At 74.8% G+C, this 25,348-nt stretch carries 22 protein-coding genes; 5 read left to right on the top strand and 17 right to left on the bottom strand.

All coding sequences use genetic code 11. From position 1 onward, the window contains the following. Positions 1 to 8 precede the first annotated feature (8 nt). The 11 genes from JOE63_RS14700 to JOE63_RS14750 form a co-directional block, all read right to left on the bottom strand. Entirely contained in the window at positions 9 to 1,604 is a 1,596-nt protein-coding gene (locus JOE63_RS14700) for an outer membrane protein assembly factor BamB family protein (RefSeq protein WP_204542327.1), read from the bottom strand. A 45-nt stretch (positions 1,605 to 1,649) separates the two neighbouring features. Then, positions 1,650 to 3,248 carry an alpha/beta hydrolase family protein gene (locus tag JOE63_RS14705; protein ID WP_204542329.1) on the bottom strand — a complete coding sequence of 533 codons (1,599 nt, stop codon included), beginning with the start codon at positions 3,246 to 3,248 and terminating at the stop codon, positions 1,650 to 1,652. A 91-nt stretch (positions 3,249 to 3,339) separates the two neighbouring features. Next, positions 3,340 to 4,290: a GTPase Era gene (era, locus tag JOE63_RS14710; RefSeq protein ID WP_087469281.1), complete on the bottom strand. Its 951-nt coding sequence runs from the start codon at positions 4,288 to 4,290 to the stop codon at positions 3,340 to 3,342. Continuing rightward, positions 4,287 to 5,624 carry a hemolysin family protein gene (locus tag JOE63_RS14715; protein WP_087469282.1) on the bottom strand — a complete coding sequence of 446 codons (1,338 nt, stop codon included), beginning with the start codon at positions 5,622 to 5,624 and terminating at the stop codon, positions 4,287 to 4,289. Before JOE63_RS14715 ends, era begins: the two co-directional genes overlap by 4 nt. Further along, positions 5,621 to 6,073, bottom strand: coding sequence for an rRNA maturation RNase YbeY (gene ybeY, locus JOE63_RS14720; protein WP_087469283.1), 453 nt, complete (start codon positions 6,071 to 6,073; stop codon positions 5,621 to 5,623). Before ybeY ends, JOE63_RS14715 begins: the two co-directional genes overlap by 4 nt. Continuing rightward, positions 6,070 to 7,179, bottom strand: a complete 1,110-nt coding sequence (locus JOE63_RS14725) for a PhoH family protein (protein WP_087469284.1) — start codon at positions 7,177 to 7,179, stop codon at positions 6,070 to 6,072. Before JOE63_RS14725 ends, ybeY begins: the two co-directional genes overlap by 4 nt. A 121-nt stretch (positions 7,180 to 7,300) precedes the next feature. Next, positions 7,301 to 7,663, bottom strand: coding sequence for an HIT domain-containing protein (locus tag JOE63_RS14730; protein WP_204542331.1), 363 nt, complete (start codon positions 7,661 to 7,663; stop codon positions 7,301 to 7,303). After that, the gene (locus JOE63_RS14735) at positions 7,660 to 8,472 is read right to left on the bottom strand and encodes a 16S rRNA (uracil(1498)-N(3))-methyltransferase (protein ID WP_204542333.1); all 813 of its coding nucleotides are present in this window, start codon (positions 8,470 to 8,472) and stop codon (positions 7,660 to 7,662) included. The genes JOE63_RS14730 and JOE63_RS14735 overlap by 4 nt, the downstream gene beginning before the upstream one ends. Positions 8,473 to 8,485: 13 nt before the next feature. Further along, positions 8,486 to 9,607 (bottom strand): molecular chaperone DnaJ, encoded by a 1,122-nt coding sequence (gene dnaJ / locus JOE63_RS14740; protein WP_087469287.1) that lies wholly within the window; start codon positions 9,605 to 9,607, stop codon positions 8,486 to 8,488. A gap of 133 nt (positions 9,608 to 9,740) precedes the next feature. Continuing rightward, positions 9,741 to 10,757: a heat-inducible transcriptional repressor HrcA gene (hrcA, locus tag JOE63_RS14745; protein WP_087472419.1), complete on the bottom strand. Its 1,017-nt coding sequence runs from the start codon at positions 10,755 to 10,757 to the stop codon at positions 9,741 to 9,743. A gap of 79 nt (positions 10,758 to 10,836) precedes the next feature. Then, complete coding sequence (locus JOE63_RS14750; RefSeq protein WP_204542335.1) at positions 10,837 to 12,300, bottom strand: MFS transporter; 1,464 nt, start codon at positions 12,298 to 12,300, stop codon at positions 10,837 to 10,839. 155 nt (positions 12,301 to 12,455) lie between these two features. Between JOE63_RS14750 and JOE63_RS14755 the strand changes: the two genes are divergently transcribed. Beyond that, complete coding sequence (locus JOE63_RS14755; RefSeq protein ID WP_204542337.1) at positions 12,456 to 13,319, top strand: DUF3097 domain-containing protein; 864 nt, start codon at positions 12,456 to 12,458, stop codon at positions 13,317 to 13,319. Positions 13,320 to 13,427: 108 nt separating this feature from the next. On the opposite strand, the gene JOE63_RS14760 is transcribed toward JOE63_RS14755, so the two are convergent. The 5 genes from JOE63_RS14760 to lepA form a co-directional block, all read right to left on the bottom strand. Then, positions 13,428 to 14,546, bottom strand: coding sequence for a hypothetical protein (locus JOE63_RS14760; RefSeq protein WP_204542341.1), 1,119 nt, complete (start codon positions 14,544 to 14,546; stop codon positions 13,428 to 13,430). A gap of 116 nt (positions 14,547 to 14,662) precedes the next feature. Continuing rightward, positions 14,663 to 15,724: a hypothetical protein gene (locus JOE63_RS14765; RefSeq protein ID WP_204542342.1), complete on the bottom strand. Its 1,062-nt coding sequence runs from the start codon at positions 15,722 to 15,724 to the stop codon at positions 14,663 to 14,665. A 211-nt stretch (positions 15,725 to 15,935) separates the two neighbouring features. Then, the gene (locus JOE63_RS14770) at positions 15,936 to 18,035 is read right to left on the bottom strand and encodes an acyltransferase family protein (protein ID WP_087469291.1); all 2,100 of its coding nucleotides are present in this window, start codon (positions 18,033 to 18,035) and stop codon (positions 15,936 to 15,938) included. After that, on the bottom strand, positions 18,032 to 19,411 hold the full coding sequence (hemW, locus tag JOE63_RS14775; protein WP_204542343.1) for a radical SAM family heme chaperone HemW: 1,380 nt from the start codon (positions 19,409 to 19,411) through the stop codon (positions 18,032 to 18,034). Before hemW ends, JOE63_RS14770 begins: the two co-directional genes overlap by 4 nt. Beyond that, positions 19,408 to 21,300 (bottom strand): translation elongation factor 4, encoded by a 1,893-nt coding sequence (gene lepA / locus JOE63_RS14780; protein ID WP_275582789.1) that lies wholly within the window; start codon positions 21,298 to 21,300, stop codon positions 19,408 to 19,410. Before lepA ends, hemW begins: the two co-directional genes overlap by 4 nt. A gap of 205 nt (positions 21,301 to 21,505) precedes the next feature. On the opposite strand from lepA, the gene JOE63_RS14785 reads away from it, so the two are divergent. The 4 genes from JOE63_RS14785 to rpsT all read left to right on the top strand — a co-directional run bounded on the left by JOE63_RS14785 (position 21,506) and on the right by rpsT (position 23,980). Further along, positions 21,506 to 22,081, top strand: coding sequence for a type 1 glutamine amidotransferase domain-containing protein (locus JOE63_RS14785; protein ID WP_204542344.1), 576 nt, complete (start codon positions 21,506 to 21,508; stop codon positions 22,079 to 22,081). A gap of 80 nt (positions 22,082 to 22,161) precedes the next feature. Beyond that, positions 22,162 to 22,869 (top strand): maleylpyruvate isomerase family mycothiol-dependent enzyme, encoded by a 708-nt coding sequence (locus JOE63_RS14790; protein ID WP_204542345.1) that lies wholly within the window; start codon positions 22,162 to 22,164, stop codon positions 22,867 to 22,869. A 31-nt stretch (positions 22,870 to 22,900) separates the two neighbouring features. After that, entirely contained in the window at positions 22,901 to 23,539 is a 639-nt protein-coding gene (locus JOE63_RS14795) for a type II toxin-antitoxin system PemK/MazF family toxin (RefSeq protein ID WP_204542346.1), read from the top strand. A 180-nt stretch (positions 23,540 to 23,719) separates the two neighbouring features. Then, positions 23,720 to 23,980, top strand: coding sequence for a 30S ribosomal protein S20 (gene rpsT / locus JOE63_RS14800; protein WP_087469296.1), 261 nt, complete (start codon positions 23,720 to 23,722; stop codon positions 23,978 to 23,980). 200 nt (positions 23,981 to 24,180) lie between these two features. On the opposite strand, the gene holA is transcribed toward rpsT, so the two are convergent. After that, a complete protein-coding gene (gene holA / locus JOE63_RS14805) occupies positions 24,181 to 25,191 on the bottom strand; it encodes a DNA polymerase III subunit delta (protein WP_204542348.1) in 1,011 nt (336 codons plus the stop codon). Between the last annotated feature and the right edge of the window lie 157 nt (positions 25,192 to 25,348).

Consider the following 25,348-nt stretch of genomic DNA (forward strand, 5'->3'; position numbering starts at 1 on the left):
AGAGCCGCTCAGGACACGGCCGTCAGCCGGTCGGCGCCGAGCAGGAAGAGCCGGCCCTCGACGGCGACCACGTGGTACGTGTCCTCGGGCAGGGCCCAGCGCCACTCGACGGCCCCGTCGTCGAGCGCGAGCGACACGAGCCCCTGCCCCTCGCGACCGCGCTCGGTCACGAAGAGCGACCGTCCGTCCGTGAGCACCGGCCAGGGCCCGCTGTCGTCGATGTTCACGGCCCAGGCCTCCTCGCCGGTGCGCGCGTCGACGCTGCGGTAGGACGAGTCGGTCTGGACGACGACGCGCCCGTCGACGCGCGCCACGGCCCGCAGGCCGGTCCCCGGGAGGGACCAGAGCTCCGAGCCGGTCGCGGCGTCGACCCCCACGATGCTCCCGAACGTGTTGGTGACGATCACGCCCGGAGCGGAGCCGTCCGAGAGGGGAGCCTCGAGGACGCGGCCCTTGATCCGGAAGGCCGGCTCGCCCTCGGCCGTGAACACGGTCGCCGTGCCGCGCCCGTACTCGTTCCCCACGTAGCGCCCGTCCTGCAGGCGGACGATCGTCCACACGTCGTCCTCGACGAGCGAGCGGCCGTCCTCGGTGAGCGCCGCGGCGACGCCCGGGGCCAGGACGTCCACCACTCCGCGGCGGACGTCGAGCACGACGTCGCCCCCGCGCCCGAGCCCGTCGTGCTCGAGGGACAGGTCCCAGCGCACCTCTCCGGTCGCCGCGTCCTCGCGCACGACCGCGACCTCGCCGCCCCGCCACCACGCGCGCACGACGTCGGTGGCACCGACCGGCACGACCGACAGCCGGCCCGCGGTCTCGACCGTCCGGTCCCCGACGACCTCGCCCGTCCCGGACCGGACGGTGACGAGCCGGGCGACCTGCTCGCGCCACCCCGACGGCACGACGCACACGACCACCTCGCGGGCGGGCTCCCCCTGGGACGGCAGGCACGTGGTCCGGTCGCCGAGGCGCTCGGACCGCCAGAGCACCGAGCCGTCGTCGACCGAGTACGCCGTGAGGCCGCCGTCGACCGTGACGACGGCGCCCAGCGCCGGGACGACCTCGGAGCCCGGCACGACCGGGACGGACCACCGCGGCTCGGGCGGCTCCTCGAGGGGGCGCAGCCCGCCCGCGAGCGCGGTGACGTCGACGGGCCGCGCGTCCTCCATCGAGGCCGTGAAGGCGACCGAGCCCGCGAACGCGGCAGCGACCGCGACGGCGACCCACGGGACGGGGTGCGCGTACCAGGCGCGCCGCGGGACGTCCGTGCCGCCGCTCCCCCGGGACGGTCCACGGTCGCGCGCGGCTCGGGTGGATCCTGTCGCGGGGTTCGAGGGTCGCGGCCCGCTCCCGGCGCTCCGGGGGTGCAGGCCACGCCGGTCGCCCGGGGTGCCCGGGGCCGTCCGCCCGGACCGGTCCCCGTCGCGCCCGGCGTCCGGCTCGCCGTCGAACACGGCGTCGAAGCGGTCGTCGGTGCGCAGCTCGGGGGGCAGGAGCTCGAAGCTGACGAAGCTCGCCGGTGCGCTGGCGCCGTCCGTCGTCGGCTCGCGGGTGACGTGCCCGGCACGAGCCGCCCGGTCCTGCGCGAGCCGACGGCGCCTCACCTGTCCACGATACGCACGCGGTGGCGCCCGCGCGCGGGCGAGCGGTCAGATGCCGAGCTGGTACACGCCCCAGTAGGCGAGGATCACGAGGAGGATCGCGGCACCGGCGACGACGCACCACAGCATGACGCGCGTCGTCACGCCCCGTGCGACCCGGAGCACTCCGGCCCGGCCCTCCTCGACGACGCCCGGGTCGGCCACGTCGGCGCGGTCCGCCGCGGCGCGCCGGGCCGCCCGGACCTCGGCAGAGCGGTTGATGAGGAGCGCCGCGGCGACGAGCGTCGCGAGCCCGACGAGGCGCACCCCGACCCAGCCGCCCTGCACGACCCAGGCGTCCTTCTCGTAGTCCAGGGCGAGCCGGGCGACGGCGACGAGGTAGACCACGAGGGCCACCGTCGTCCCGACGGCTCCCGCGCCGAGCCCGGCGAGCGGCGCGCGGAAGCCGGGCGCGAGACCGGCGGGCGCGCTCGGGCGCCCGGCGACACGACGCAGACGGCGCACGAGACCGCCGACGAGCCCGACGAGCGGCCCGAGCACGAGGAGGCCCACCGCGCCGAGCACGAGCCCGACCAGGAGGTCGCCGTTGCCGAGCCAGCGGGGGGTCGGGACGGGCCCGGCGAGGTACTGCTGGTTCGGTTCGGCGCCGGCCACCTGCGGCTGCGCGGTCGCGCTGTCCGGGAGGGACGTGATCCAGGCGCCGAGGTCGCGCGGGAAGTCGGGGACGAGCACCTCGTCGATCTTGATCCCGTGGTTCGCGTCCTCGTAGAACCGGACGGTGACGTCGGCGCCGCCCGACGCCGACGACGGCCCGGTCGCGTCGAGGATCTGCCGCGCCCCCTGCTCGACCGGCATCGACGGGTCCGCGGTGCCGTAGACCACGAGGACGGGCTGGGTGAGCCGTTCGAGGAACGGCTCGACGTCGAAGTCGGCGTACTCGAACCCGCCCCCGGGGATCGCCATGCCGACCGCGCGCGGGATCGCCCGGAACACCCCGTGCGGGACGTCCGTGTTGCGCAGGTAGCTGTCGACCGCGAACGCGGCCTGCTGGCGCGGCGGCACGACCGGGGCGGACACGAGCACGGAGAACGCGATCGTCGGGTCCTCCACCGCCATGACGGGCACGATCCACGTGCCCTCCGACTCGCCGTACAGCCCCACCTGCTCCGGGTCGACCCCGGGCCGCGCGCGCAGCAGGTCGACCGAGTGCTCGTAGTCGCGCGCCATCGCCTCGTAGTCGCGGTGACGCGTCGTGTACGTGTCGAGGCGCTTGTCGGGCACGAGGGTGACGACGCCGGCGCTCGCGAGGTCGGCCGCGACGTCCACGAAGGCCTCCGTCGCCAGGCCCGTGCCCGCGCCGTGCACGAACACCACGCCCGGGAGGTCGTCCCCCGCGTCGACCGGCTCGCGCAGGATGCCCCCGACCGTCGCGCCGTCGAGCCGAATCGTCACGTCCGTCTCGCGCACGGCGTAGGTGCCGACGGGGTCGGCGCCGCCGGGGGGCTGGCCGCCGATCGTCGTGTCGGGCGTCGCGGGCTCCAGGTGCTCGGTCACGGGCACCGGGTCCCACTGCGGTCCCGTGACCGCACCGACGATCGCGAGGACGATCGCGAGGGCGGCGGTGGTCGCGGCGGTCCGGAAGATCACCGGGGAATCGTACGTCGCGCCCCGGACGCGGGTCCCTGGTGCCGCCCCGACGACCGGACGGGGGATCTCCCCCGCCCGGTCGTCGGACGCGTCAGAACCCGAGCCGGTGGAGCTGCTTGGGGTCGCGCTGCCAGTCCTTGGCGACCTTGACGTGCAGGTCGAGGTAGACGCGGGTCCCGAGGAGCGCCTCGATGCCGTGGCGGGCGCGCGTGCCGACCTCGCGCAGCCGCGAGCCGCCCCGGCCGATGACGATCGCCTTCTGCGAGTCGCGCTCGACGAAGAGGTTGACCCGCACGTCGAGCAGGGCCGGGCGGCCGGTGGCCTCGTCGCCGCTGCCCTCGCGGGGCACGATCTCCTCCACCTGGACGGCGAGCGAGTGCGGGAGCTCGTCGCGCACGCCCTCGAGCGCGGCCTCGCGCACGAGCTCGGCGACCATCACGGCCTCCGGCTCGTCCGTGAGCTCGCCGCCCGGGTAGAGCTCCGGGCCCTCGGGCAGGTGGGACACGAGGACGTCGGTGAGGACGTCGACCTGGTAGCCGTCCTGCGCGGAGACGGGCACGATGTCCGCCCAGCCCCCCGCGATCTCCCCGAGCCGGTCCACGGCGAGCAGGTGCGCGGCCAGCGTGCCGCGGTCCACGAGGTCGGCCTTCGTCACGACGGCGACCACCGGTGTGCCGCGGCGCCCGCGCATGAGCTCGGAGAGCTCGTTCGCGATGAACCGGTCGCCCGGGCCGATCTTCTGGTCGGCCGGCAGGCAGAACGCGATGACGTCGACCTCCGTGAGCGTCTCGCGCACGAGGTCGTTGAGGCGTTCGCCGAGCAGCGTGCGGGGCCGGTGCAGGCCGGGGGTGTCGACGAGCACGAGCTGCGCGTCGGGGCGGTGCACGATCCCGCGGATCGTGTGCCGGGTCGTCTGCGGCCGCCCGGACGTGATGGCGACCTTCTGGCCGACGAGGGCGTTGGTCAGGGTCGACTTGCCGGCGTTGGGCCGACCGACCAGGCAGGCGAATCCGGAGCGGTGCTCGGGGGTGGTCGTGCTCACGGGGTGTCCTTCACGGTCGGGAGGGAGGGTCGGGTGTCGGCCGGGGTCTCCGGCTCGTGAGGCGCCGCGGGCGGCACCCCGGACGGCGCGGCGGCATGGGAGACGAGGACGGTCGCGAGCTGCTTGCGGCGGCCCTCGACCCGGTCGGCCTCGATCCGCAGGCCGTGGACGTCGGCCACGGAGCCGGGCAGCGGGACCTTGCCGAGGGTCTTGGCGAGCAGACCGCCGACGGTGTCCACGTCGTCGTCGTCCAGGTCGAGCCCGAAGAGCTCGCCGAGCTCGTCCACGCCGAGGCGCGCGGGGACGCGCAGCACGCCCTCACCGAGGTCCTCGACCTCGGGCTCGGGCCGGTCGTGCTCGTCGGTCAGCTCGCCGACGATCTCCTCGAGCGCGTCCTCGATCGTCACGAGGCCCGCGATGCCGCCGTACTCGTCGACGACCATCGCGATGTGCGACGACGACGCCTGCATCTCGCGCAGGAGGTCGTCCACGGGCTTGGACTCGGGCACGAAGATCGCGGCACGCGCGACGTCACCGACCGGCCGGGCGTCCGTCTCCGGACCGCCCTGCAGCACCCGCACGACGTCCTTGAAGTAGGCGACGCCCACGAGGTCGTCCGCGGACGTCCCCGTCACGGGGATGCGGGAGAACCCCGAGCGCAGGAACAGCGACAGCGTCTTGCGCAGCGGCGTGTCCCGCGAGGTCGTGACCATGTCCGTGCGCGGGACCATGACCTCGCGCGTCAGCGTGCTGCCCAGCTCGAACACGGAGCGGATGAGCTCGCGCTCCTCCTCCTCGATGACGTCGGACTCGTTCACGCGGTCGACCATGTCCTGGAGCTCGCGCTCGTGCGCGCCCGAGTCGGGCGCGGGCGCGAGGCGCGTGAGCCAGCGGGTGGCGGCGACGATCCCCGTGAGGAGGCCGGAGAGCGCGAGCAGGACGCGGACCGCGTGCCGGCGGCCCAGCGACCGGGGGCTGACGCGCACCACGAGGAGACCGACGACGACGCTCACCGCGAGCGCGACGAGCAGGACCTGCCACCACGGCTCGAGCCACGCGGCGACCAGCAGCGTGAGGCACGTGATCGCGGCGACCTCGGCCACGACGCGCACGAAGCCGACGGAACGGGCCGTCGCCGCCGGGTCGACGAGCAGCGCCAGCGCACGACGCCCCGAGGGCCGGGGCGGGTTCGTCAGGTCGTCGCCGAGCGCTGCCTCGCTCACCGCCGCGCGCGTCACGCGCAGGACCGCCGCCTCGCCGGCGCTCAGCGCGGCGGCGAGCACGACCGTCAGGACGGTCAGGACCGCCAGGAGCGCGACGGGTTCGCCGCTCACCGGCCCGCGAGGAAGGTCAGGAGCAGCTTGCGCTGCAGCGCGAACATCTCCTTCTCCTCCTCGGGCTCGGCGTGGTCGTAGCCGAGCAGGTGCAGGATGCCGTGGGTCGTGAGGAGCAGCATCTCCTCCGCGGTGGAGTGTCCCGCGGTGACCGCCTGCTGCGCCGCGACCTCCGGGCACAGCACGACGTCGCCGAGCTGGCCCGGCCCCGACACCTCGCCGTCGCGGCCCGGCCGCAGCTCGTCCATGGGGAACGAGAGCACGTCCGTCGGTCCCGGCTCGTCCATCCAGCGCACGTGCAGCTCGGTCATGACGTCCGTGTCGACGAAGAGGATCGACAGCTCGCTCTGCGGGTGCACGCGCATCGCGTCGAGCACGTAGCGCGCGAGCGCCGCGAACTCGGCCTCGTCGACCTCGGCCTCGGTCTCGTTGTTGACCTCGATGCTCACGCGTCGTCCCTCGTCCGTCGGTCCTTGCCCGCGGGGCGTCCGCGGCGCTCGTCGTCGCGGCGGCGCGGTCCGCCGCCCGTCCCCTGTCGCGCCCCGGTGCCCGTCCCGTGCCCGGACGCGACGTCCCACCGCGCGTACGCGTCGATGATCTCGCTCACGAGCCGGTGTCGCACCACGTCCGACGAGGTGAGGCGGCAGAACTCGACGTCGTCCACGCCCGTGAGGACGTCCTCGATCACGCGCAGCCCGGACTGGGTGCCGCCGGGCAGGTCCACCTGCGTCGCGTCGCCCGTGATGACCATGCGCGACCCGAACCCGAGGCGCGTGAGGAACATCTTCATCTGCTCGGTCGTCGTGTTCTGCGCCTCGTCAAGAATGACAAAAGAGTCGTTCAACGAACGGCCCCTCATGAACGCCAGCGGAGCGACCTCGATCGTGCCCGCCTCGATGAGCTTGGGGATCGAGTCGGGGTCGATCATGTCGTGCAGCGCGTCGTACAGCGGGCGCAGGTACGGGTCGATCTTCTCGCTCAACGAACCGGGCAGGAACCCGAGCCGCTCCCCCGCCTCGACCGCCGGGCGCGTGAGGATGATCCGGTTGACCTGCTTGGACTGCAGCGCCTGCACGGCCTTGGCCATCGCGAGGTACGTCTTGCCCGTGCCCGCGGGCCCGATGCCGAACGTGATGGTGTTCGCGTCGATCGCCTCGACGTAGCGCTTCTGCCCGACCGTCTTGGGCCGGATCGTGCGGCCGCGGCTCGACAGGATGTTGAGCGTCAGCACCTCGGCCGGTCGCGACGCCGTCGCGGCCGTGAGCATCGCGATGGAACGCGACACGACGTCGGCCGTGAGCTGCGTACCGGCCTCCACGACCTCGACGAGCTCGTCGAGCAGGCGCGACGCGAGCGCCACGTCGCCCGGGGGCCCGGAGACCGCGATCTCGTTGCCGCGCACGTGCACGTCGACCGAGCCGAACCCCTCCTCGACGGCCCGGAGCACGGAGTCGCGGCTGCCGAGGAGCGCCACCATCGGCACGTGGGTCGGGATGACGATGCGGTGCTCGACCCGGTGCGGCTGGGGGTCGGGTTCTCGGGACAGTGAGGTCATGAGCCGGCTTGCGCCGCTGCGCTCCTTCGGTCGTGCGGTGGGGCCGGGGCCGCCACGGCCCCGCAGATCGCCTCCATCGTACCGAGCGCGCCCGGGCGTCACACGTCCTTTCGCGCAGGGCTCAGGCGGGAGTCCAGCCGAGCTCCGCGCCGGCGATGACGTGCCCGTGCACGTGGAACACGCTCTGCCCGGCGCGCGGGCCCGAGTTGAAGATGAGGCGGAACTGGCCGTCGGCCTGGTCGCCCGCGACCTCGTCGGCGAGCGCGACGACGTCGGCGAGCAGCGCCGGGTCGGCGGCGGCGAGCTGGGCGATGTCGCCGTGGTGGTCGCGCGGCACGACGAGCACGTGCACGGGCGCCTGCGGGTTGATGTCGCGGAACGCGATCGCGCGGTCGCTCGTCGCCACGACGTCGGCGGGCAGCTCTCCCGCGACGATGCGGCAGAAGAGGCAGTCCGGGTCCGTGCGTGCGTCGGTGCTCGTCATGACCCCGAGGCTAGTCCAGGCCCGGCGGCCACGCCCCAGCGGCCGAGCCGCTCGGCGAGGAGCGCGACGGCGACGGGACCGGCCGTCGACGTGCGCAGCACGTGCGGGCCCAGCCGGGCCGCGACCGCGCCGGCCGCGGTGAGGTCGGCGACCTCGTGGTCGGAGATCCCGCCCTCGGGTCCGACGACGACCAGCACCTCGGGCGCCCGCCCGCCGTCGACGGCCGGGCCGTCGGGCAGCGCGACGTCGGCGAGCGGCGTCGCGGCCTCCTCGTGCAGCACGATCGCGCACCCGCCGCTCGTGACGGCGTCGGACACCCGCGCGGCGAGGCCGCGCGAGTCGACCGCCACCTCGACCTGCGGCAGGCGGGCGCGCCGCGCCTGCTTCGTCGCGGTGCGGACGGTCGCGAGCCAGCGCGCGCGGGACTTCGCCGCGCGCTCGCCGCGCCACACGACGACGGAGCGCTCCGCCTGCCACGGGACCACGACGTCGACCCCGATCTCGGTCGCCGCCTCGATCGCCATCTCGTCGCGGTCACCCTTGGCGAGCGCCTGCACGAGCGTCACGACGACGGCGGGCGCGGGCTCGCGGTCGACCTCCTGGACGAGCAGGGTCACGCGGCCCGCGTCGGCGTGCTCGACGACGCAGAGCAGGCGCAGGCCGGCGCCGTCCACGACGTCGATGCGCTCGCCCGCCCCGCGGCGCTGGACGACGCCCGCGTGGCGACCCTCCGCCCCGTCGAGGACGTAGCGGTCGCCGGGCGCGACGCCGTCGAGCCCGGTCTCGGCGAGGAACACCGGAGCACTCATGCGCCCGCCCCGCTCAGCGTCCGGAGAGCTTGTCGCGCAGGCGGGAGAACACGCCCGGGTGCGCGGCGGACAGGCGCGGCTCGGGCCGCTCCTCCCCGCGCATCGCGGCGAGCGAGCGCAGGAGCTGCTCCTGCTCCTCGGTGAGCTCGCGCGGCACCTGCACCTCGATGTGGACGTTGAGGTCGCCGCGGCCGTTGCCGTGCAGGTGCCCCACGCCCAGGTTCTTCAGCGTGACGATCTGGCCCGGCTGGGTGCCCGGGCGCAGGTCGATCTCCTGCGCGCCGTCCAGCGTCTCGAGCTCGAGCATCGTGCCGAGCGCGGCCGCGGTCATGGGCACCTGGAGCGTGCAGTGCAGGTCGTCGCCGCGCCGCACGAACGTGTCGTGGTTGCGCTCGCGGATCTCGACGTAGAGGTCGCCGGCGGGGCCCCCGGCCGGGCCGACCTCACCCTGCGCGGTGAGCTTGATGCGCGTGCCGGTGTCGACGCCCGCGGGGACGTTGACCGTGAGGCTGCGACGGCTGCGCACGCGGCCCTCGCCGGAGCACTCGGCGCACGGCTCGGGGATGACGGTGCCGAAGCCCTGGCACGCGGCGCACGGGGCGCTCGTCATGACCTGGCCGAGGAACGAGCGCGCCACGCGCTGGACCGTGCCGCGGCCGTGGCAGACGTCGCACGTGCGCGGCGACGTGCCCGGGCGACAGCACGAGCCCCCGCACGTCCCGCACACGACCGCCGTGTCCACCTGGAGCTCGCGCTGCGCACCGAACGTCGCCTCGGACAGGTCGATGTCGAGCCGTACGAGCGCGTCCTGGCCGCGCCGGGCGCGCGGGATGGGACCCTGCTGCGCCTGCCCGCCGCCGAAGAACGTCTCGAAGATGTCCTGGAAGCCGAACCCGCCGCCCATGGGGCCGGCGCCGCCGCCGGGGGCGCTCGGGTCGACGCCGAGGTCGTACTGCTGGCGCTTCTCCGGGTTGGACAGCACCTCGTACGCGCGCGCCACGTCCTTGAAGCGGTCGCCCGCCTCCTCGCCCGCGACGTCCGGGTGCAGCTCGCGCGCGAGCTTGCGGTACGCCTTCTTGATCTGGTCCTGGCTGGCGTCGCGCGCCACGCCCAGGATCTCGTAGTAGTCGCTCACACGTCACTCTCTGCTGGTGCGGGTCGTGAGGCCGGCACGGGGCCGGTCGTGAAGGGTCTGGTGCCGGTCGTGAGGCCGGTACGGGGTCGGTCGTCGGAGGTGCCTGCCGCGTGCGGAGAGGCCGCGGCGCGGCTCACGTGCCGAGCACCCGCGACAGGTAGCGCGCGACCGCGCGCACCGCCGCGATGGTCCCGGGGTAGTCCATGCGGGTCGGCCCGATCGAGCCGACGAGGGCGACCGTGTCACCGTCGTTACCGTAACCGGTCGTCACGACGGAGGTCTCCGCGAGGCCCTCGAGCTGGGTCTCGTGCCCGATCCGCACGCTCACGCCGGAGTCCGCCGCCATCTCGGTGAGGAGACCGAGGAGGACGACCTGCTCCTCGAGCGCCTCGAGGACCGGGCGCAGCGCGTGCTCGAACCGCATGCCCGCCCGGGCGAGGTTCGCCGTCCCGGCGAGCACGAGGCGCTCCTCGCTCTCCTCCGCGAGCGTCTGGGCGACGAGGTCGCCCACCGCGCGCACGAGCGGCGCGTCGTCGGGGTGGAAGCTCTCCGTCACCGCGGCGAGACCCGTGGCGAGGTCGGTGAGGCGCTTGCCCGCAGCCGCCGCGTTGAGCCGCGCGCGGACCTCGACGAGGGTGCCCTCGCCGGGCACGCTCGCGACCTCGAGCGTGCGCTGCTCGACGCGCCCGGTGTCGGTGATGATCACGACGAGCAGGCGCGACTCCCCGACCGGCACGAGCTCGAGGTGGCGCAGCCCGGAGCGGCTCAGCGACGGGTACTGCACGACCGCGACCTGGCCCGTGAGCTGCGCGAGCAGCCGGCCGGCGCGCGCGATGACGTCGTCGAGGTCCACGCCCTCGGACAGGAACGTCTCGATCGCGCGCTTCTCCGGCGCGGACAGCGGCTTCACGCCCGAGAGCCGGTCGACGAACAGGCGGTAGCCCTTGTCCGTCGGGATGCGGCCCGCGGACGTGTGGGGCTGCGCGATGTACCCGGCGTCCTCGAGTGCCGCCATGTCGTTGCGGATCGTCGCGGGCGAGACACCCAGGCCGTGCCGCTCCGTGAGCACGCGCGACCCCACGGGCTCGCGCGTGAGGACGTAGTCCTCGACGATCGCCCGCAGCACCTCGAGCCGGCGCTCCTCGCTCACGTCCACCTCCGTGTGCCGCGCCGTCGACGCCCCGGGCGGGCGCGCGGGCGTCGGCACTCTCGACCTCCGAGTGCCAATCCTACGCGTCCGCGCGGCCCGTCCCGCGGTCCTCCGCTCGTCGCGAACGCAGGTCGCCGATCCCGACGACGAGCGCGAGGGCGACGAGCACGATCGTCACGAGCAGCGCCCTCCCCGTCGCGTGCGCCGCCGTGTCGCCGCCCGCGAGGCCCCCGTAGTACACGGAGAGCACGATCGAGATGCCGACCGCCGACCCGATGCGCTGCCCCAGCTGCAGCATGCTCCCCGCGACGCCCGCGCGGGTCACGGGCACCTCGGACAGCGTGAGGGTCTGGTTCGGCGCGATGACCGTCCCGCTGCCCGCCCCGGCGACCAGCAGGGCTCCCGCGAGCGCCGGCCCGACGGCGGCGGGATCGTCCCCCAGGAGACGCACGACGGCGTCGGCCACCACGACCCCGACGAGGACGAGCGCCAGCCCGCCGACGACGAGCTGCCGGCCCCAGCGCGCGACCCAGCGCCCCGAGAACCACGCCGACACCCCCGAGGCCACCGCGAACGGCGTCCCGACGAGCCCCGCCTGGAGGGGGGTGTAGCCGAGCTCGTCCTGCAGGTAGAGGGTGACCACCAGGAAGATGCCGGTGAAGCCCGCGAAGTAGGCGAGGCCGAGGAGCGCGCCGTTGCGGAACGACCCGAGCCCGACGACCTGCGGGTCGAGCACCGCCTCGCCGGTGCGCCGCTGGTACCGCCGCTCCCAGACGACAGCCGCGAGCCCCGCCGCCGCGGCCACGGCGAGCCACCACCAGCGCGAGGCGTCGTCGCCCTGCCCCGTGGTCGTGACGAACGGCATCATGACGCCGAGCGTCGCCGCGCCCAGCAGCGCCAGCCCGACGAGGTCGAGGCGACGCGGGCCCCGCGCCGTGCGTGCGGCGTCGGGCGGAGGCGCGGGCACGAGCCGCCACGCGAAGGGCAGCAGCACCGCGACGACCGGGAGGTTCACGAGGAACACCCACCGCCACCCGTCCGCGGAGCCCGCCGCCGCGATGATGAGGCCGCCGAGCAGCGGGCCGAGCGCCGTCGAGACCCCGATCGTCGCGCCGAACATGCCGAACGCCCGGCCGCGCTCGAACCCGGAGAACTGCTGCTGGATGAGCCCGACGACCTGCGGGTTGAGGACTCCGGCGCTCACGCCCTGCAGCAGCCGCGCGACGGCCAGCCACCCGTCCGTCGGCGCGAGCCCGCACGCGAGGCTCATGAGCGCGAACCCGACCAGGCCGGCGATGAACAGGGACCGGCGGGCGCCGGCGTCGCCGAGCCGGCCGGCGGGCACGAGCGCGAGCCCGAACGCGAGCGTGTAGCCCGCGACGACGAGCTGGAGCTGCGTCGGCCCCGCGTCGAGCGACGACTCGATCGACGGGAGGGCCACGTTGACGATCGACACGTCGAGGGTCGTGACGAAGCCGACCGCGAGGCAGACGGGCAGCACGCGCCAGCGGTTCGGGTCCGGCTCGGCGCGCTGCGGGCTCACCGCTCCGTCGTACCACCCGACCCCGGCTCCGCGCGCGTCGGGCGCCGGGTGCCGAGATCGGCCCGAGCGTCCGAGATCGACGCTCGGGAGGTCGATGTCGCGACGCACGGGCCGATCTCGGCGGCGCTCGTCCGGCGCTGACCTAGGGTGACGGCGTGTCCTTCGACCGCTATGGCTCCGACGTCCTCGGCGGCACGCCCGCCCCCGCCCACCACCGCGCCCGACCGGTGTCCCGACCGCAGGCCGCCGAGCGGGGGCTCGTGGTCGAGGAGGTGCAGACGGGGTGGGTCGGCGCCGTCGTGCGGGTCGAGAAGTCGGGCGGGATGCACGTCGTCGTGCTCGAGGACCGCGCGGGCCGGACGCGCACGTTCCCCCTCGGGCCCGGGTTCTGGGTCGACGGCGAGCCGGTCGAGCTCACCGCGCCCGTCACCTCCCGCGCCCCCGCCGCGCCCACGCGGACCGCGTCCGGGTCGCGGGCCGTCGTCGGGCAACGGGCGCGCGTGGCCCGCGGCAGCCGCATCTGGGTCGAGGGCAAGCACGACGCCGAGCTCGTCGAGAAGGTGTGGGGCGACGACCTGCGGGTCGAGGGCGTCGTCGTCGAGCCCCTGCACGGCGTCGACGACCTCGCGGCCGCGCTCGCGGACTTCGGCCCGACGCCGCAGCGGCGCGTCGGCGTGCTCGTGGACCACCTCGTCCCCGGGAGCAAGGAGCGCCGGATCGCCGACGAGGCGATCCGACGCTCCCCTGCGGGCACCGTGCTCGTGCTCGGGCACCCGTACGTCGACGTGTGGCAGGCCGTGAAGCCCGCGCGCGTGGGCCTGGACCGCTGGCCCGTGATCGAGCGGGGCACGGAGTGGAAGCGCGGCATCCTGCGCGAGCTGGGCTGGCCCGCGGAGTCCGCCGAGGACGTCGGCCGCGCGTGGCAGCGCATCCTCGGCACGGTGCGCACGTACGCGGACCTCGAGCCGTCCCTGCTCGGTCGCGTCGAGGAGCTCATCGACTTCGTCACGGCGCCCTGAGCGTCGCCCTGCCGTGGCCGTCGCGACGCGCGACGGGTCGGTGGACGCACCTCGCCCCGGCACCGACGGGCGGCACCGGGGCGAGGCGACGGACGAGACGATCTGCCGTCAGGCGGCCGGGACGCCCCCGGTGAGGCGGCGGTACGCGAAGCCCACCGCCACGTAGCTCAGCGGGATCGTGACGAACAGGCCCAGGCCGCACGGGATCGCGCCGAGGATGTTGATGCCGAAGAGCGCGAGCAGCAGCAGGAACACCTGCCCGAAGTTCTTGGCGACGAGCGAGAAGCTCGTCCGGATCGCCGTGATCGCGTCGACCCCCTGGTCGAGCGCGACGTAGTAGACGAACGCGGAGAACAGGAGCATCGCGAAGCCCGGCAAGATGCACAGCACGAAGCCGATGCCCGTGAGGATGCCGACGATCAACGCCGCGAGCAGCACGTTGACGACGTTGCCGATGCGGAAGAACGCCGCGACGTCGGGGCGCCGACCGTCCACCTCGTCGAGCGCGCCGCGCGTGAAGAACGCCGTGATGAGGTAGCCGATGACGGTGCCCACGATCCCGAGCAGGATGCTCGTGAAGGTGATCCCGCTGACGGCGGCGAAGTTCGTGTCGGAGAAGTCGTACTGGTCCTGGAACTGGTCGAACCCGCCCGTGATCCAGCTCCACGCCACGTTCACCGCGATGAAGATCAGCGCGACGAGGATCCAGGGTCCGAGGTTCGAGGTGACCTTGCGCCAGCCGTAGGAGATCGCCTCACCCACCGCGAACGCCGGCCCGGTGTACCCCGGCTGGGCGCCGTAGGCGCCCTGCGGGTACGTCCCCGGCGGCGGCGGGTAGGCGCCGGACGGGGGCGGGTAGGCGCCCGAGGGCGGGGAGGTGGGGCCCGGTGCTGCGGGGTCCCCCGGCGCGCCGGCGGGAGCGCCGTAGGCACCGGGCGCGCCGTAGGCGGGCGGGCCCGACGGCGGGACGGCCGGGTCCTGCGGCGCACCCCAGGCGGGCGGGCCCGACGGCGGAGCGGCGGGGTCCTGCGGCGCCGCGCCGCCCGGGCCGTACGGCGAAGCGGGCGGGACGTCGGCGTCAGGAGCCGGCGCCGGCGGCCCGGCGGGCTGGTCCGGGGCCGGACCGGCGGGCGGTTCGGCCGGCTGCTGCGGGGTGCCGGAACCGTCGGTCGGCGTCGGCTCGTCGTCGCGGGGCGGCTGACCACCCGGGTTCGTGGGGTCCGTCATCGTGCACCTCGTTCCTCGTCGTCACGTGCTGCGGGCAGCACGCGTCATCGACGTGCTCGGTCCTATCCTGGCTGCTCAGAGGCCTGTGCGCGCGGCGAGCCGTGCCGTCGCCCGGCTCAGACGGGCTGCTCGGCGTTGAGGCGGCGGTACACGTACGCCGTCGCGATCTGGGCGACCGGCAGCGCCACGAGCAACCCGACGTAGCACAGGAGCGTCCCGACGAGCTGGGCCAGGTACACGCCCAGGAACAGCAGCACGACCGTGCCGAGGTTCTTGCTCACGACCGAGAAGCTCGCCTTGAACGCGTCGAAGACGCCGAGCCTCTTGTCGATGACGTAGAACAGCGTGAACTGGGCGAAGAACACGAAGACGATGGGTCCCACGATCGTGATGGCGAGCACGCCCGTCGCGAGACCGATGAGCAGGGCCACCAGGATCACGGTGCCGAGGTTCGGGTACCGGAAGAAGTCCGCGTACTCGAGCTTCTTGCCCCGGGTGACCAGGAGCGACACGTTGACCACCGCGGCCTGGACGAGGAACCCGAGCACGACGAAGACCGCGACGAACAGGAACGTGCCGAACCCGAACGCGAACCCGCCGGCGGTACTGACCTCGCCCGTGACAGGGTCGACGGTCGTCTGCGCCGTCCCGACGAGGAGCGCCCAGAAGGCGACCGACAGGCCGGCGAGCACCGCGACGTAGGTGAGGACGCCGCCGATGATGACCCCGGCGTTCTGCGTGAACCGGTTCCAGCCGTAGGAGAACGCGTCCTGGACCTGGATCTGCTGGCCCGGGTACCCCGGCTGCCCGTACGGCCCGGCCGGGGGCGGGTAACCGGCCTGCCCGCCGTAGGGCGGCTGCCCCGGGGGTTGCTGGCCGTACGGCTGTGCCGGCGGCGGACCGGCCGGAGGGTACGCGCCCGTCGGCGGGGCTCCGTACGGCTGCGCCGGCGGCGGACCGGCCGGAGCCGGGTACCCGCCCGTGGGCGGAGCGCCGTCGGGCGAGGCCGGGGGCGGTGACGCGGGCTGCGCCGGTGCAGGCGGCTCCTGCGCGACAGGCTCCTGGGGAGGGACCGCCGGCTCGGCCGCCGCGTACGGGTTCTCGGGCGCCGGGGCGTCCGACGGGAGCTGCGGTTCGTTCTCGTCGCGCGGCGGGCCGCCGGCGGTGCTCTCGCTCATGGGTCTCCTCGGTCGGTCGACGGGCCGCGGTGGAGCCGCTGCCACGCACCCGGATGTGGACGTCGTGTGTCGGTCGCACATTTCGCGGACGCCACACAGCCTCTCGGGATTCCGACGCCGGCGCTAGAGGAAACGCCGGGCGGGCCGGACCGCACGGCAGAAGTCACCCGGCGCCCCCGGGCGGGACGCGGCACGACGGCCGCGTGCGGGGTCAGCTCGTCGCGGAGCCCAGCGCCGCCGCACGGACCAGGCCGTCGACGACGACCGCCGTGTACGTCGTCGCACCAGCGGCCGTGGGGTGCACGCCGTCCGGGCCGAGCACGGACGGGTCCGCAGCCACTGCGGCCGACCAGTCCGCCACGACCACGCCGGGGTGGCGGCCCGCGGCGGCGACGATCTCGGCGTTGGTCCCCGGGACCCACGGTCGGTCCGCGTACCCGGTGACGAGCACGACGCGGTGGCCGGGACCGACCGCCGCGAGCAGCTCCTCCATCGCCGCGGCGCTCGCGGTGCTGTTGGTGCCGAGGGAGACGACGACGTAGGGACGCAGCGCGCCCGCGTCGCGCGCGGCGACGAGCGCCCCCGGTCCGTCCTTGACCTGGCGCGAGACCGCGCCGTCGACGTACGCGCCGGGCAGCGCGGCGGTGAGCGCGGGCGCGCTCGCGAGCGTCACGGAGTCGCCGACGACGGTCACCTGGTCGCCCGTCGGTGGCGCGACCGGCGCCGCCGCCTCGTCGGGCGCCGCCTCGGGGCTCGGGGCGGGCGGGACGACCGGGTCCTGCTCGGCGCCGTCGGCCGGAGCCGCCGCCTCCGGGTCGGCCGCGGGCGCCGCGGCCTGCGTCGCCCGCGCGACCTGCTCCCCCGCCGCGATCTGCTGCTCGACGCTCGTCGTGGCGGGTGCGTTGACGACCCCGGCGGCCGAGAGGCCGACGACGAGCGCGCACGACGCCGCCAGGGCCCAGCCCCGGCGGGTGAGGACGCGCGGGCCCGCCTCGCCCGGCGTCGGCTGGAGGCGACGCGCGAGGTCGCGCGCCGCGCCGCGGAGCCCCCGGCGCAGGACGGGCCGCTCGACGTACCGGAAGGACAGCGCCGCCGCGACAGCCGTCACGGCGAGCGTCACGACGACGACGAGCGGGTGCACCGTGCCCGGGGTCACGGGACCGACCACGGTCCCGAGCGCGGCCGCGGTGAGCACGAGCACGGGCCAGTGCCACAGGTAGAGCCCGTACGACCGCCGTCCGACCCAGCCGAGCGGGCCGCGGTCGAGCTGCGTGCCGATGCCGGGCAGGCACACGACGGCGTTGAGAACCGCGGTCGCGGCGACCGCGCACACGAGCAGCCCGCCCCGGTAGGCGAGCGCGTCGTCCCAGCGCAACGTCGCGACGGCGACCCCGAGCACGACGGCGCCGACCGCCCCGGCGACGAGGACCGCGAGCCGGCCGCGCGCCGTGCGCACGCGCGGCCCGCCCGGCAGGAGGGCGTGCGCGTCGGCGCCGGCCCGCGCGTCGCCGTCGGGCCGCTGGGCCGGTCGCACGTGCCAGAGCGCGAGCGCCGCCCCGGCCATGAGCGCGAAGAGGTGGGTGTCGGTGCCGACGTAGACGCGCGTCGGGTCGGTGCCCGGCGTGTACAGCAGCGCCATGAGGGCCGCGGACGCCAGTCCCAGGCCGGCGACGATCCACGGCGCCCGGCGACGCAGGGGCCGCACGACGCACAGGAGCACGACGACGAGCGGCCACAGGAGGTAGAACTGCTCCTCGACAGCGAGCGACCACAGGTTGCCGAAGAGGTGCGGGAGCAGCGCCCCCGAGTACGTGGCGCCGCTCGCGACGTCGACCCAGTTGCTCGTGAAGGTCGCGGCGCCGACGAGCTGGGGGCCGATGCCGACCAGGACGTCACCGCCCACGACCGCCGCGGCCGCCGTGCACACCGCGACGACCAGCCCGAGCGCGGGGAGCAGGCGGCGGGCACGGCGCGCCCAGAAGGAGCGCAGCCCCACGTGGTGCCGGTCGCGGTGCTCGCGCACGAGGAGGGTCGTGATGAGGAAGCCCGAGAGCACGAAGAAGACGTCGACCCCGACGTACCCGCCGGGGAACGTGGCCGGGGCGAGGTGGAACGCGACCACCACGACGACGGCCAGAGCCCGCAGCCCGTCCAGTCCCGGCATCCGGCGGTAGCGCACGGTCGGGCGGCCCGGCCGACGGACCGCGCCGGGCGCGCGCACGTGCCCGACGACGCGAGGCTCCTCGAGCGTCGGGCGACCGGCCCCCGCAGGGGTCGTCCCGGGTCGAGGTGCCTCGTAGGTCGTCGTCACTCGTCCGTGATCTCCCGTACCACCGTGTCCGCCAGCAACCGCCCCCGCAGGGTGAGCACCGCACGCCCGGCGACCGCCGCGCGGCCGTCGAGCAGCCCGTTCGCGACGAGCCCGGCGACGGCGCGCCGTCCGGCCGGGGACAGGACCGCGAGGTCGAGACCCTCGTGCAGCCGCACGCCGAGCATGGCCTGCTCGAGCCGTCCCTCGCCCCGTGTGAGGAGCTCGCGCCCCGCCGCGGGGCTCGTGCCCGCCTCGAGCAGCGCCGCGTAGCGGCGCGGGTGCTTCACGTTCCACCATCGCACGCCGACCCGCGGGTCCTGGACCGACGCGCCCGTGTCGTCGGTCACGGCCGTCGGGCCCGTCGTCGAACCGGTCGTCGCGTGCGCGGGGGCGGCCGACGGCGCCGCGACGTACGAGTGCGCGCCGGGACCGATCCCCCACCAGTCGTCGCCCCGCCAGTACGCGAGGTTGTGGCGGCAGCGGTCGTCGTCGGTGCGGGCCCAGTTGCTCACCTCGTACCAGGTGAGCCCGGCGGCGGTGAGGAGCTCGTCGGCGAGCTCGTACTTCGTCGCCTGGTCGTCCTCGCTCGGCAGCGCGACCTCGCCGCGCCGCACCTGGGCGGCCATCTTGGTGCCCTGCTCGACGACGAGGGCATAGGCCGACACGTGGTCGACGCCGGTCGCGAGGGCCGCGTCGAGGCTCGCCCTCCAGTCGTCGAGGCTCTCCCCCGGCGTGCCGTAGATGAGGTCGAGCGAGACCTGCAGGCCCGCGTCGCGAGCCCAACGCACGACGTCGGGGATGCGGCGCGGGTCGTGCGTGCGCTCGAGGGTGGCGAGGACGTGCGGGACTGCCGACTGCATGCCGAACGAGACGCGCGTGAACCCGGCGTCCGCGAGCGCCGCGAGGGACTCCGGCGTCACGGAGTCCGGGTTGGCCTCGGTCGTGACCTCGGCACCGGGCGCGAGGCCCCACGCGTCGCGCACGCCGTGGAGCAGGCGCGCGAGGTCCCTGGCGGGCAGCAGCGTGGGCGTCCCACCGCCGACGAACACCGTCGAGACCGGGCGCTCGGGCAGCCCGGCATCGCGCAGGACCCGGGCCGCGAGGTCGATCTCGAGGAGCGCCGTGCTCGCGTACGACGCCTGGCTCGCGCCCCCGCCGAGCTCGGACGCCGTGTACGTGTTGAAGTCGCAGTACCCGCACCGGACCGAGCAGAACGGGACGTGCAGGTAGACGCCGAACCCGCGCCGCGCCGTCGGGCCTGAGGACGCGCCCGACCGGGTGCCGGAGCCCGGCGCGGCCGGCCCGCCCCCACCGACCCACGCGGGGAGCGAGCCGTCGGTCGGGACCGGCTCGCCGTCGGGCAGGGCCGGGCTCACTTCTTGGACTTGTCCTTGGCGTCCTTGCCGCCCGCGGCGTCGGAGGAGAGCGCGGCGATGAAGGCGTCCTTGGGGACCTCGACGGACCCGATGTTCTTCATGCGCTTCTTGCCCTCCTTCTGCTTCTCCAGCAGCTTGCGCTTGCGGCTGATGTCGCCGCCGTAGCACTTGGCGAGGACGTCCTTGCGCATCGCGCGCACGGTCTCGCGCGCGATGACGCGCGCGCCGACGGCCGCCTGGATCGGCACCTCGAACTGCTGGCGCGGGATGATCTCCTTGAGCTTGGCGGTCATCATCACGCCGTAGTCGTACGCCTTGTCCTTGTGCACGATCGCGCTGAACGCGTCGACCTGCTCGCCCTGGAGCAGGATGTCGACCTTGACGAGGTCGGCCACCTGGTCGCCCGAGGGCTCATAGTCGAGCGACGCGTAGCCGCGCGTGCGGGACTTGAGCTGGTCGAAGAAGTCGAACACGATCTCGGCGAGCGGCAGCGTGAAGCGCAGCTCGACGCGGTCCTCGGACAGGTAGTCCATGCCGAGCATCTGGCCGCGGCGGTCGTTGCACAGGCCCATCACGGTGCCCACGAACTCGCTCGGCGCGAGGATCGTCGCACGCACGACCGGCTCGCTGACCTGCTTGATCTTGCCGCCCGGGAACTCCGAGGGGTTGGTCACCTTGATGACCGTGCCGTCCTCGAGCGTCACGTCGTACACGACGTTCGGCGCGGTCGAGATGAGGTCGAGATCGAACTCGCGCTCGAGGCGCTCGCGCACGATCTCCAGGTGCAGCAGGCCGAGGAACCCGACGCGGAACCCGAAGCCGAGCGCGACCGACGTCTCGGGCTCGTAGTTGAGCGCCGCGTCGTTGAGCTTGAGCTTGTCGAGCGCGTCGCGCAGCACCGGGTAGTCGGTGCCGTCGATCGGGTACAGCCCCGAGAAGACCATGGGCTTGGGGTCGGAGTACCCGCCGAGGGCGTCCGCCGCGGGCTTCGCGGCGTTCGTCACCGTGTCGCCGACCTTGGACTGGCGCACGTCCTTCACGCCCGTGATGAGGTAGCCGACCTCGCCGACGCCCAGGCCCTTCGTGACGATCGGCTCGGGCGAGATGACGCCGATCTCGAGCAGCTCGTGCGTCGCGCGCGTCGACATCATGACGATGCGCTCGCGCGGGTTGAGGTTGCCGTCGATGACGCGCACGTACGTCACGACGCCCCGGTACGTGTCGTAGACCGAGTCGAAGATCATGGCGCGCGCGGGCGCGTCCGGGTCGCCGACCGGGGCGGGCACGCGCTCGACGATGCGGTCGAGCAGCACCTCGACCCCCGCGCCCGTCTTGCCGGAGACCTTGAGCACGTCGTCCGGGTCGCCGCCGACGAGGTTCGCGAGCTCCTCCGCGTACTTCTCGGGCTGCGCGGCCGGCAGGTCGATCTTGTTGAGCACCGGGATGATCTCGAGCTCGTTCTCCATCGCGAGGTACAGGTTCGCGAGGGTCTGCGCCTCGATCCCCTGCGCCGCGTCGACGAGCAGCACCGCGCCCTCGCACGCCGCGAGCGAGCGCGAGACCTCGTACGTGAAGTCGACGTGGCCCGGGGTGTCGATCATGTTCAGCGCGTGCGGGGTCTCGACCCCGTCCTCGACGACCGCCCACGGCATGCGGACGGCCTGCGACTTGATCGTGATGCCGCGCTCGCGCTCGATGTCCATGCGGTCGAGGTACTGGGCACGCATGGCGCGCGGCTCGACGACACCGGTGAGCTGCAGCATGCGGTCGGCCAGGGTCGACTTGCCGTGGTCGATGTGCGCGATGATGCAGAAGTTCCGGATCAGCTCGGGCGGCGTGGCCGCGGGCTGGATGCGGGTGCTCAGCTGGGCGCTGGGGATCGGGGACAACGCGGGTGCGCTCCTGGGAGTGGCGTGCGGGTCGGGCCGCGCGCTCGGGGGCGGGCGCGCCGACGGTCGCTCTCGGGCGGGCGGGAGCCTCCATTGTCCCACGTCCGGCGTCGGGCACCCGCCCGCCCTGCGGGGCGCCGCGAGCCGACCTAGCGTGGAGGACCGGCCGGTCGCACCAGGCCGCCCGGTGACGAGAGGAGCGCTCATGGCCCAGGACACCGCGCACCGGACCCCCGGCCGCCCCCGCGGCCGTCGCGTGCTGGCGATCGTGACGAACTACGGGGTCGAGCAGGACGAGCTCGTCGTCCCCCTCGAGCACCTGCGCGGCGAGGGGGTGGAGGTCGACGTCGCCGCCGTGTCCGCCGACGACGTGCAGACCCTCGTGGGCGACAAGGACCCCGGTCGCACGGTCACGCCGACGCTCACGCACGCCGACGCCGACCCCGCCGAGTACGACCTGCTGCTCGTGCCCGGCGGCACGATCAACGCCGACGCGCTGCGCCTCCAGGACGACGCCGTGAGCCTCGTCCGGGCGTTCACGACCGCGGGCAAGCCCGTCGCGGCGATCTGCCACGGCCCCTGGGCGCTCGTCGAGGCCGCGGCGGTCGAGGGCAAGACCCTCACGAGCTACCCGTCGCTCGAGACCGACGTGCTCAACGCGGGCGGGGCGTGGGTCGACCGATCGGTCGTGCGGGACGACGACGGCTACACGCTCGTCACGTCGCGCGACCCCGGGGACCTCGACGACTTCCTGCGCGAGGTGGACGCCGTCCTCGCCTGAGCGGTCCCGACCGAGGGGTCGTGCGGCCGAGACGTGCGTCGGGACCGGCGCCGTGCGCCCGCCGCGGGCATACTCCCGCCATGGACGACGCCCTCGACCACCTCGCGCTGCTGTCCCGCCTCCAGGACGCGTTCCTCGCGGAGGTGCCCGACGCCGACCCGCGGGCGCCGGTCCCGGCGTGCGGCGGGTGGCAGGTCCACGACCTCGTCGAGCACCTCGCGAGCGTCCACCACTGGGCGGCCGCGCAGGCCCGACGCCGGCGAGAGACGCCGCTCGGGCGCGGGCCGTTCGACCTCGCCCCGTTCTACGCCGAGCACGCGGCGGAGCTGCGCACGACGCTCGCCGCGCTCGACCCGGACGCCCCGGCGTGGACGCTCCTCGCACCGGACGACCCGGCGTCGACCGTGGGCTTCTGGCACCGCCGGCAGACGCACGAGACGCTCGTGCACCTGCACGACCTGCGCGCCTCCGGCGGTTCCACGGTGGACGACGTCGACCCCGCCGTCTGGGCGGACACCGTGGACGAGGTGGTCACGGTCATGGCGCCTCGCCAGGTCCGCCTCCGCCACGCGGAGCCGCCCGCCCGGCCCGTCGCGCTCCGGGCGTCCGACGCCGGGCGGTCGTGGGTCCTCGGCGGCGACGGCGAGCCCGCGGCGACCGCGTCAGCCCCCGCGCGCGAGCTCGCGCTCGTCCTGTGGGGACGGCTCTCGCCCGACACAGCGGGCGTCGGGGTCGATGGTGACGCCGGGGTGCTGGCCGCCGTGCTCTCCGGGCACATCACCCCCTGACCGCCGCGCGACCGCCCGGTAGGGTGCGCGCGTGGCACGCAACCGATGGCTGGGACTACTCACCGACGCGGCACGCGCCGTCGTCGCCGGGCTCACGCGCTCGTCGCAGGGCTCGCAGGGCGGCACGGGCACCGCGGCGACGCGCGCCCCCGGGAGGGAGCGGACACCGTCGGGTCGGACGCCGTCCCCGCGCCCCGGGCCGCGCCCGACGGCTCCGGCTCGCCCCGGCGCCCCGGCGCGGTCGGGAGCGGGCGGCGGCCGCACCAGCGCGTACCCCGGGGACTACGAGGGTCGCGTGCGCGCGCAGTACGCGCCGCGGCTCGACGGCGACCCGGACCCCGGGGAGATCGTCTGGACCTGGGTTCCCTTCGAGGAGGACTTCTCGCAGGGCAAGGACCGGCCCGTGCTGCTGGTCGGGTCGGACGGCGCCTGGCTGCTGGGCGTCATGCTCACCAGCAAGGACCACTCGCGCGACGCCCGCGACGAGGCGCGCTGGGGCCGCCACTGGCTCGACATCGGGTCCGGCCCGTGGGACGCCAAGGGCCGCGACAGCGAGGTCCGGCTCGACCGCGTGCTCCGCGTCGACCCGGCCGCCGTCCGGCGCGAGGGCGCCGTCGTGGGCCGCGACGTCTTCGACCGCGTGGTCGCCGGCATCTCCCAGCACCGCTGAGCAGCCGCGGATTGGAGTTCGGGCCCCGACCGCTGGTAGTCTTGGTGGTCGCGTGTCCGCCCAGGTCGGCGGGCACAGCCCCAGCACCTCTCCACGGGTTCCCCACCCCAGTCCCGGAGCTGGAGCCGCCCTCTACGACCTATCCGCTCGCTCCGGCGAACAGAACCAGAGAGTCCACACGTGGCAAACATCAAGTCCCAGATCAAGCGCATCCGTACGAACGAGAAGGCTCGCCTGCGCAACAAGGCGGTCAAGTCCGAGCTCAAGACGTACGTGCGCCGCGTGCGCGAGGCCGTCGCCGCGGGCGACAAGGACGCGGCGAACACCGCGCTCCAGGCTGCGTCGCGCAAGCTCGACAAGGCCGTCTCGAAGGGCGTCATCCACGCGAACCAGGCCGCGAACCGCAAGTCGGCCATCGCGAAGGCCGTCAACGCTCTCTGAGCGCACGGTTCGCCTGCGTCGCCGTGACACGCTGAACGTCACGACGGCCGCACAGGCTTCCCACGGAGGGGCGTCGACCCGCACGGGTCGGCGCCCCTCCGTGCGTGCGGCGGGAGAACGTCCTCGTCCAGCGAGGGAGAGCCGTGGTCCGGCGACGGAGAACCGTGGACCGCCGCTGAAGCCCGAGACGTCGAGCGCGCTCAGCGACCGTGGGCGCGGGCGATCGTGAGGACCGCACGCTCGACGGCGAACACCGGGTCCCGCCCCGCGCCCTTGACCTCGGCGTCGGCCTGCGCGACGGCGCTGATCGCCGTGGCGAGCCCTTCCGGGGTCCAGCCCGCGAGCTCGCGGCGCGCCCGGTCGACCTGCCAGGGGGCGAGACCGAGGTCCTTCGCCGCGACCCCGCCGCGGCCGCGCATCGCGCCGACCTTCGCGAGCGCGCGGAGCTTCATCGCGAGCGCCGCGACGAGGGGCACCGGGTCCGCGCCGGTGGCGAGCGCGTGCCGCAGGAGCGCGACGGCCTCCCCCGCGTTCCCGGCGACGGCGGCGTCCGCGACGCGGAACCCGGTCGCCTCGACCCGGCCTCCGTAGTACCGGTCCACGACGGCCTCGCTCACGGTGCCGTCCGTGTCCGTGACGAGCTGGCTGCAGGCCGCCGCGAGCTCGCGGAGGTCGTTGCCGACCGCCTCGACGAGGGCACGCACCCCCGAGGCGTCGATGCGTCGGCGGGCGCGGCGGAACTCGGCGGTGACGAAAGCCGTCTTGTCCGAGTCCTTCTTGATCGCCTCGACGGCGACCACCGGGGCCCCGCTCGCCTTGATCGCGTCGAGCATGCGCTTGCCCCGCACCCCGCCCCCGTGCACGACGACGACGGTCGTCTCCGGGTCCGCGGTCGGGACGTAGTCCACGACGTCGGCGACGAGCGCGTCCGTCGCCGCCTCCGCGCCCTCGACCACGACGACCTTCGCCTCGCCGAACAACGACGGGCTCGCCGCGACGGTGAGCATCCCCGCCTGGTACGTGGCGCCCTCCATCGTGACCTTCTCGACCTCGGGGTCCCGCTCGCGCGCGAGCCCGACGATCGCGTCCACCGCCCGCTCGGCGAGGAGCGACTCGGGGCCCTGCACCAGCACGACCGGCGCGATCCTGACGTCGTCCCACGCGAGCGACGGGCCGGCGGACGGGCGGGCGGTGCGGGTCGGCGCGGGCATGGCACCAGCCTCCCACGAGCCACCCACCCGGCGAGAACCCCGCCGCGTGTCCGGACGCCCCGGGCTCGCCGTCCCCGGCTCCGCGGGCTCCGGGCTCCGCGGTCTCCGGCTACGCGGGCTCCGGCCACCCGGGCTCCGGCTCCGAGCTTCGAGTTCC

It is taken from the genome of Cellulosimicrobium cellulans (genome assembly GCF_016907755.1).
GTDB lineage: Bacteria > Actinomycetota > Actinomycetes > Actinomycetales > Cellulomonadaceae > Cellulosimicrobium > Cellulosimicrobium cellulans_D.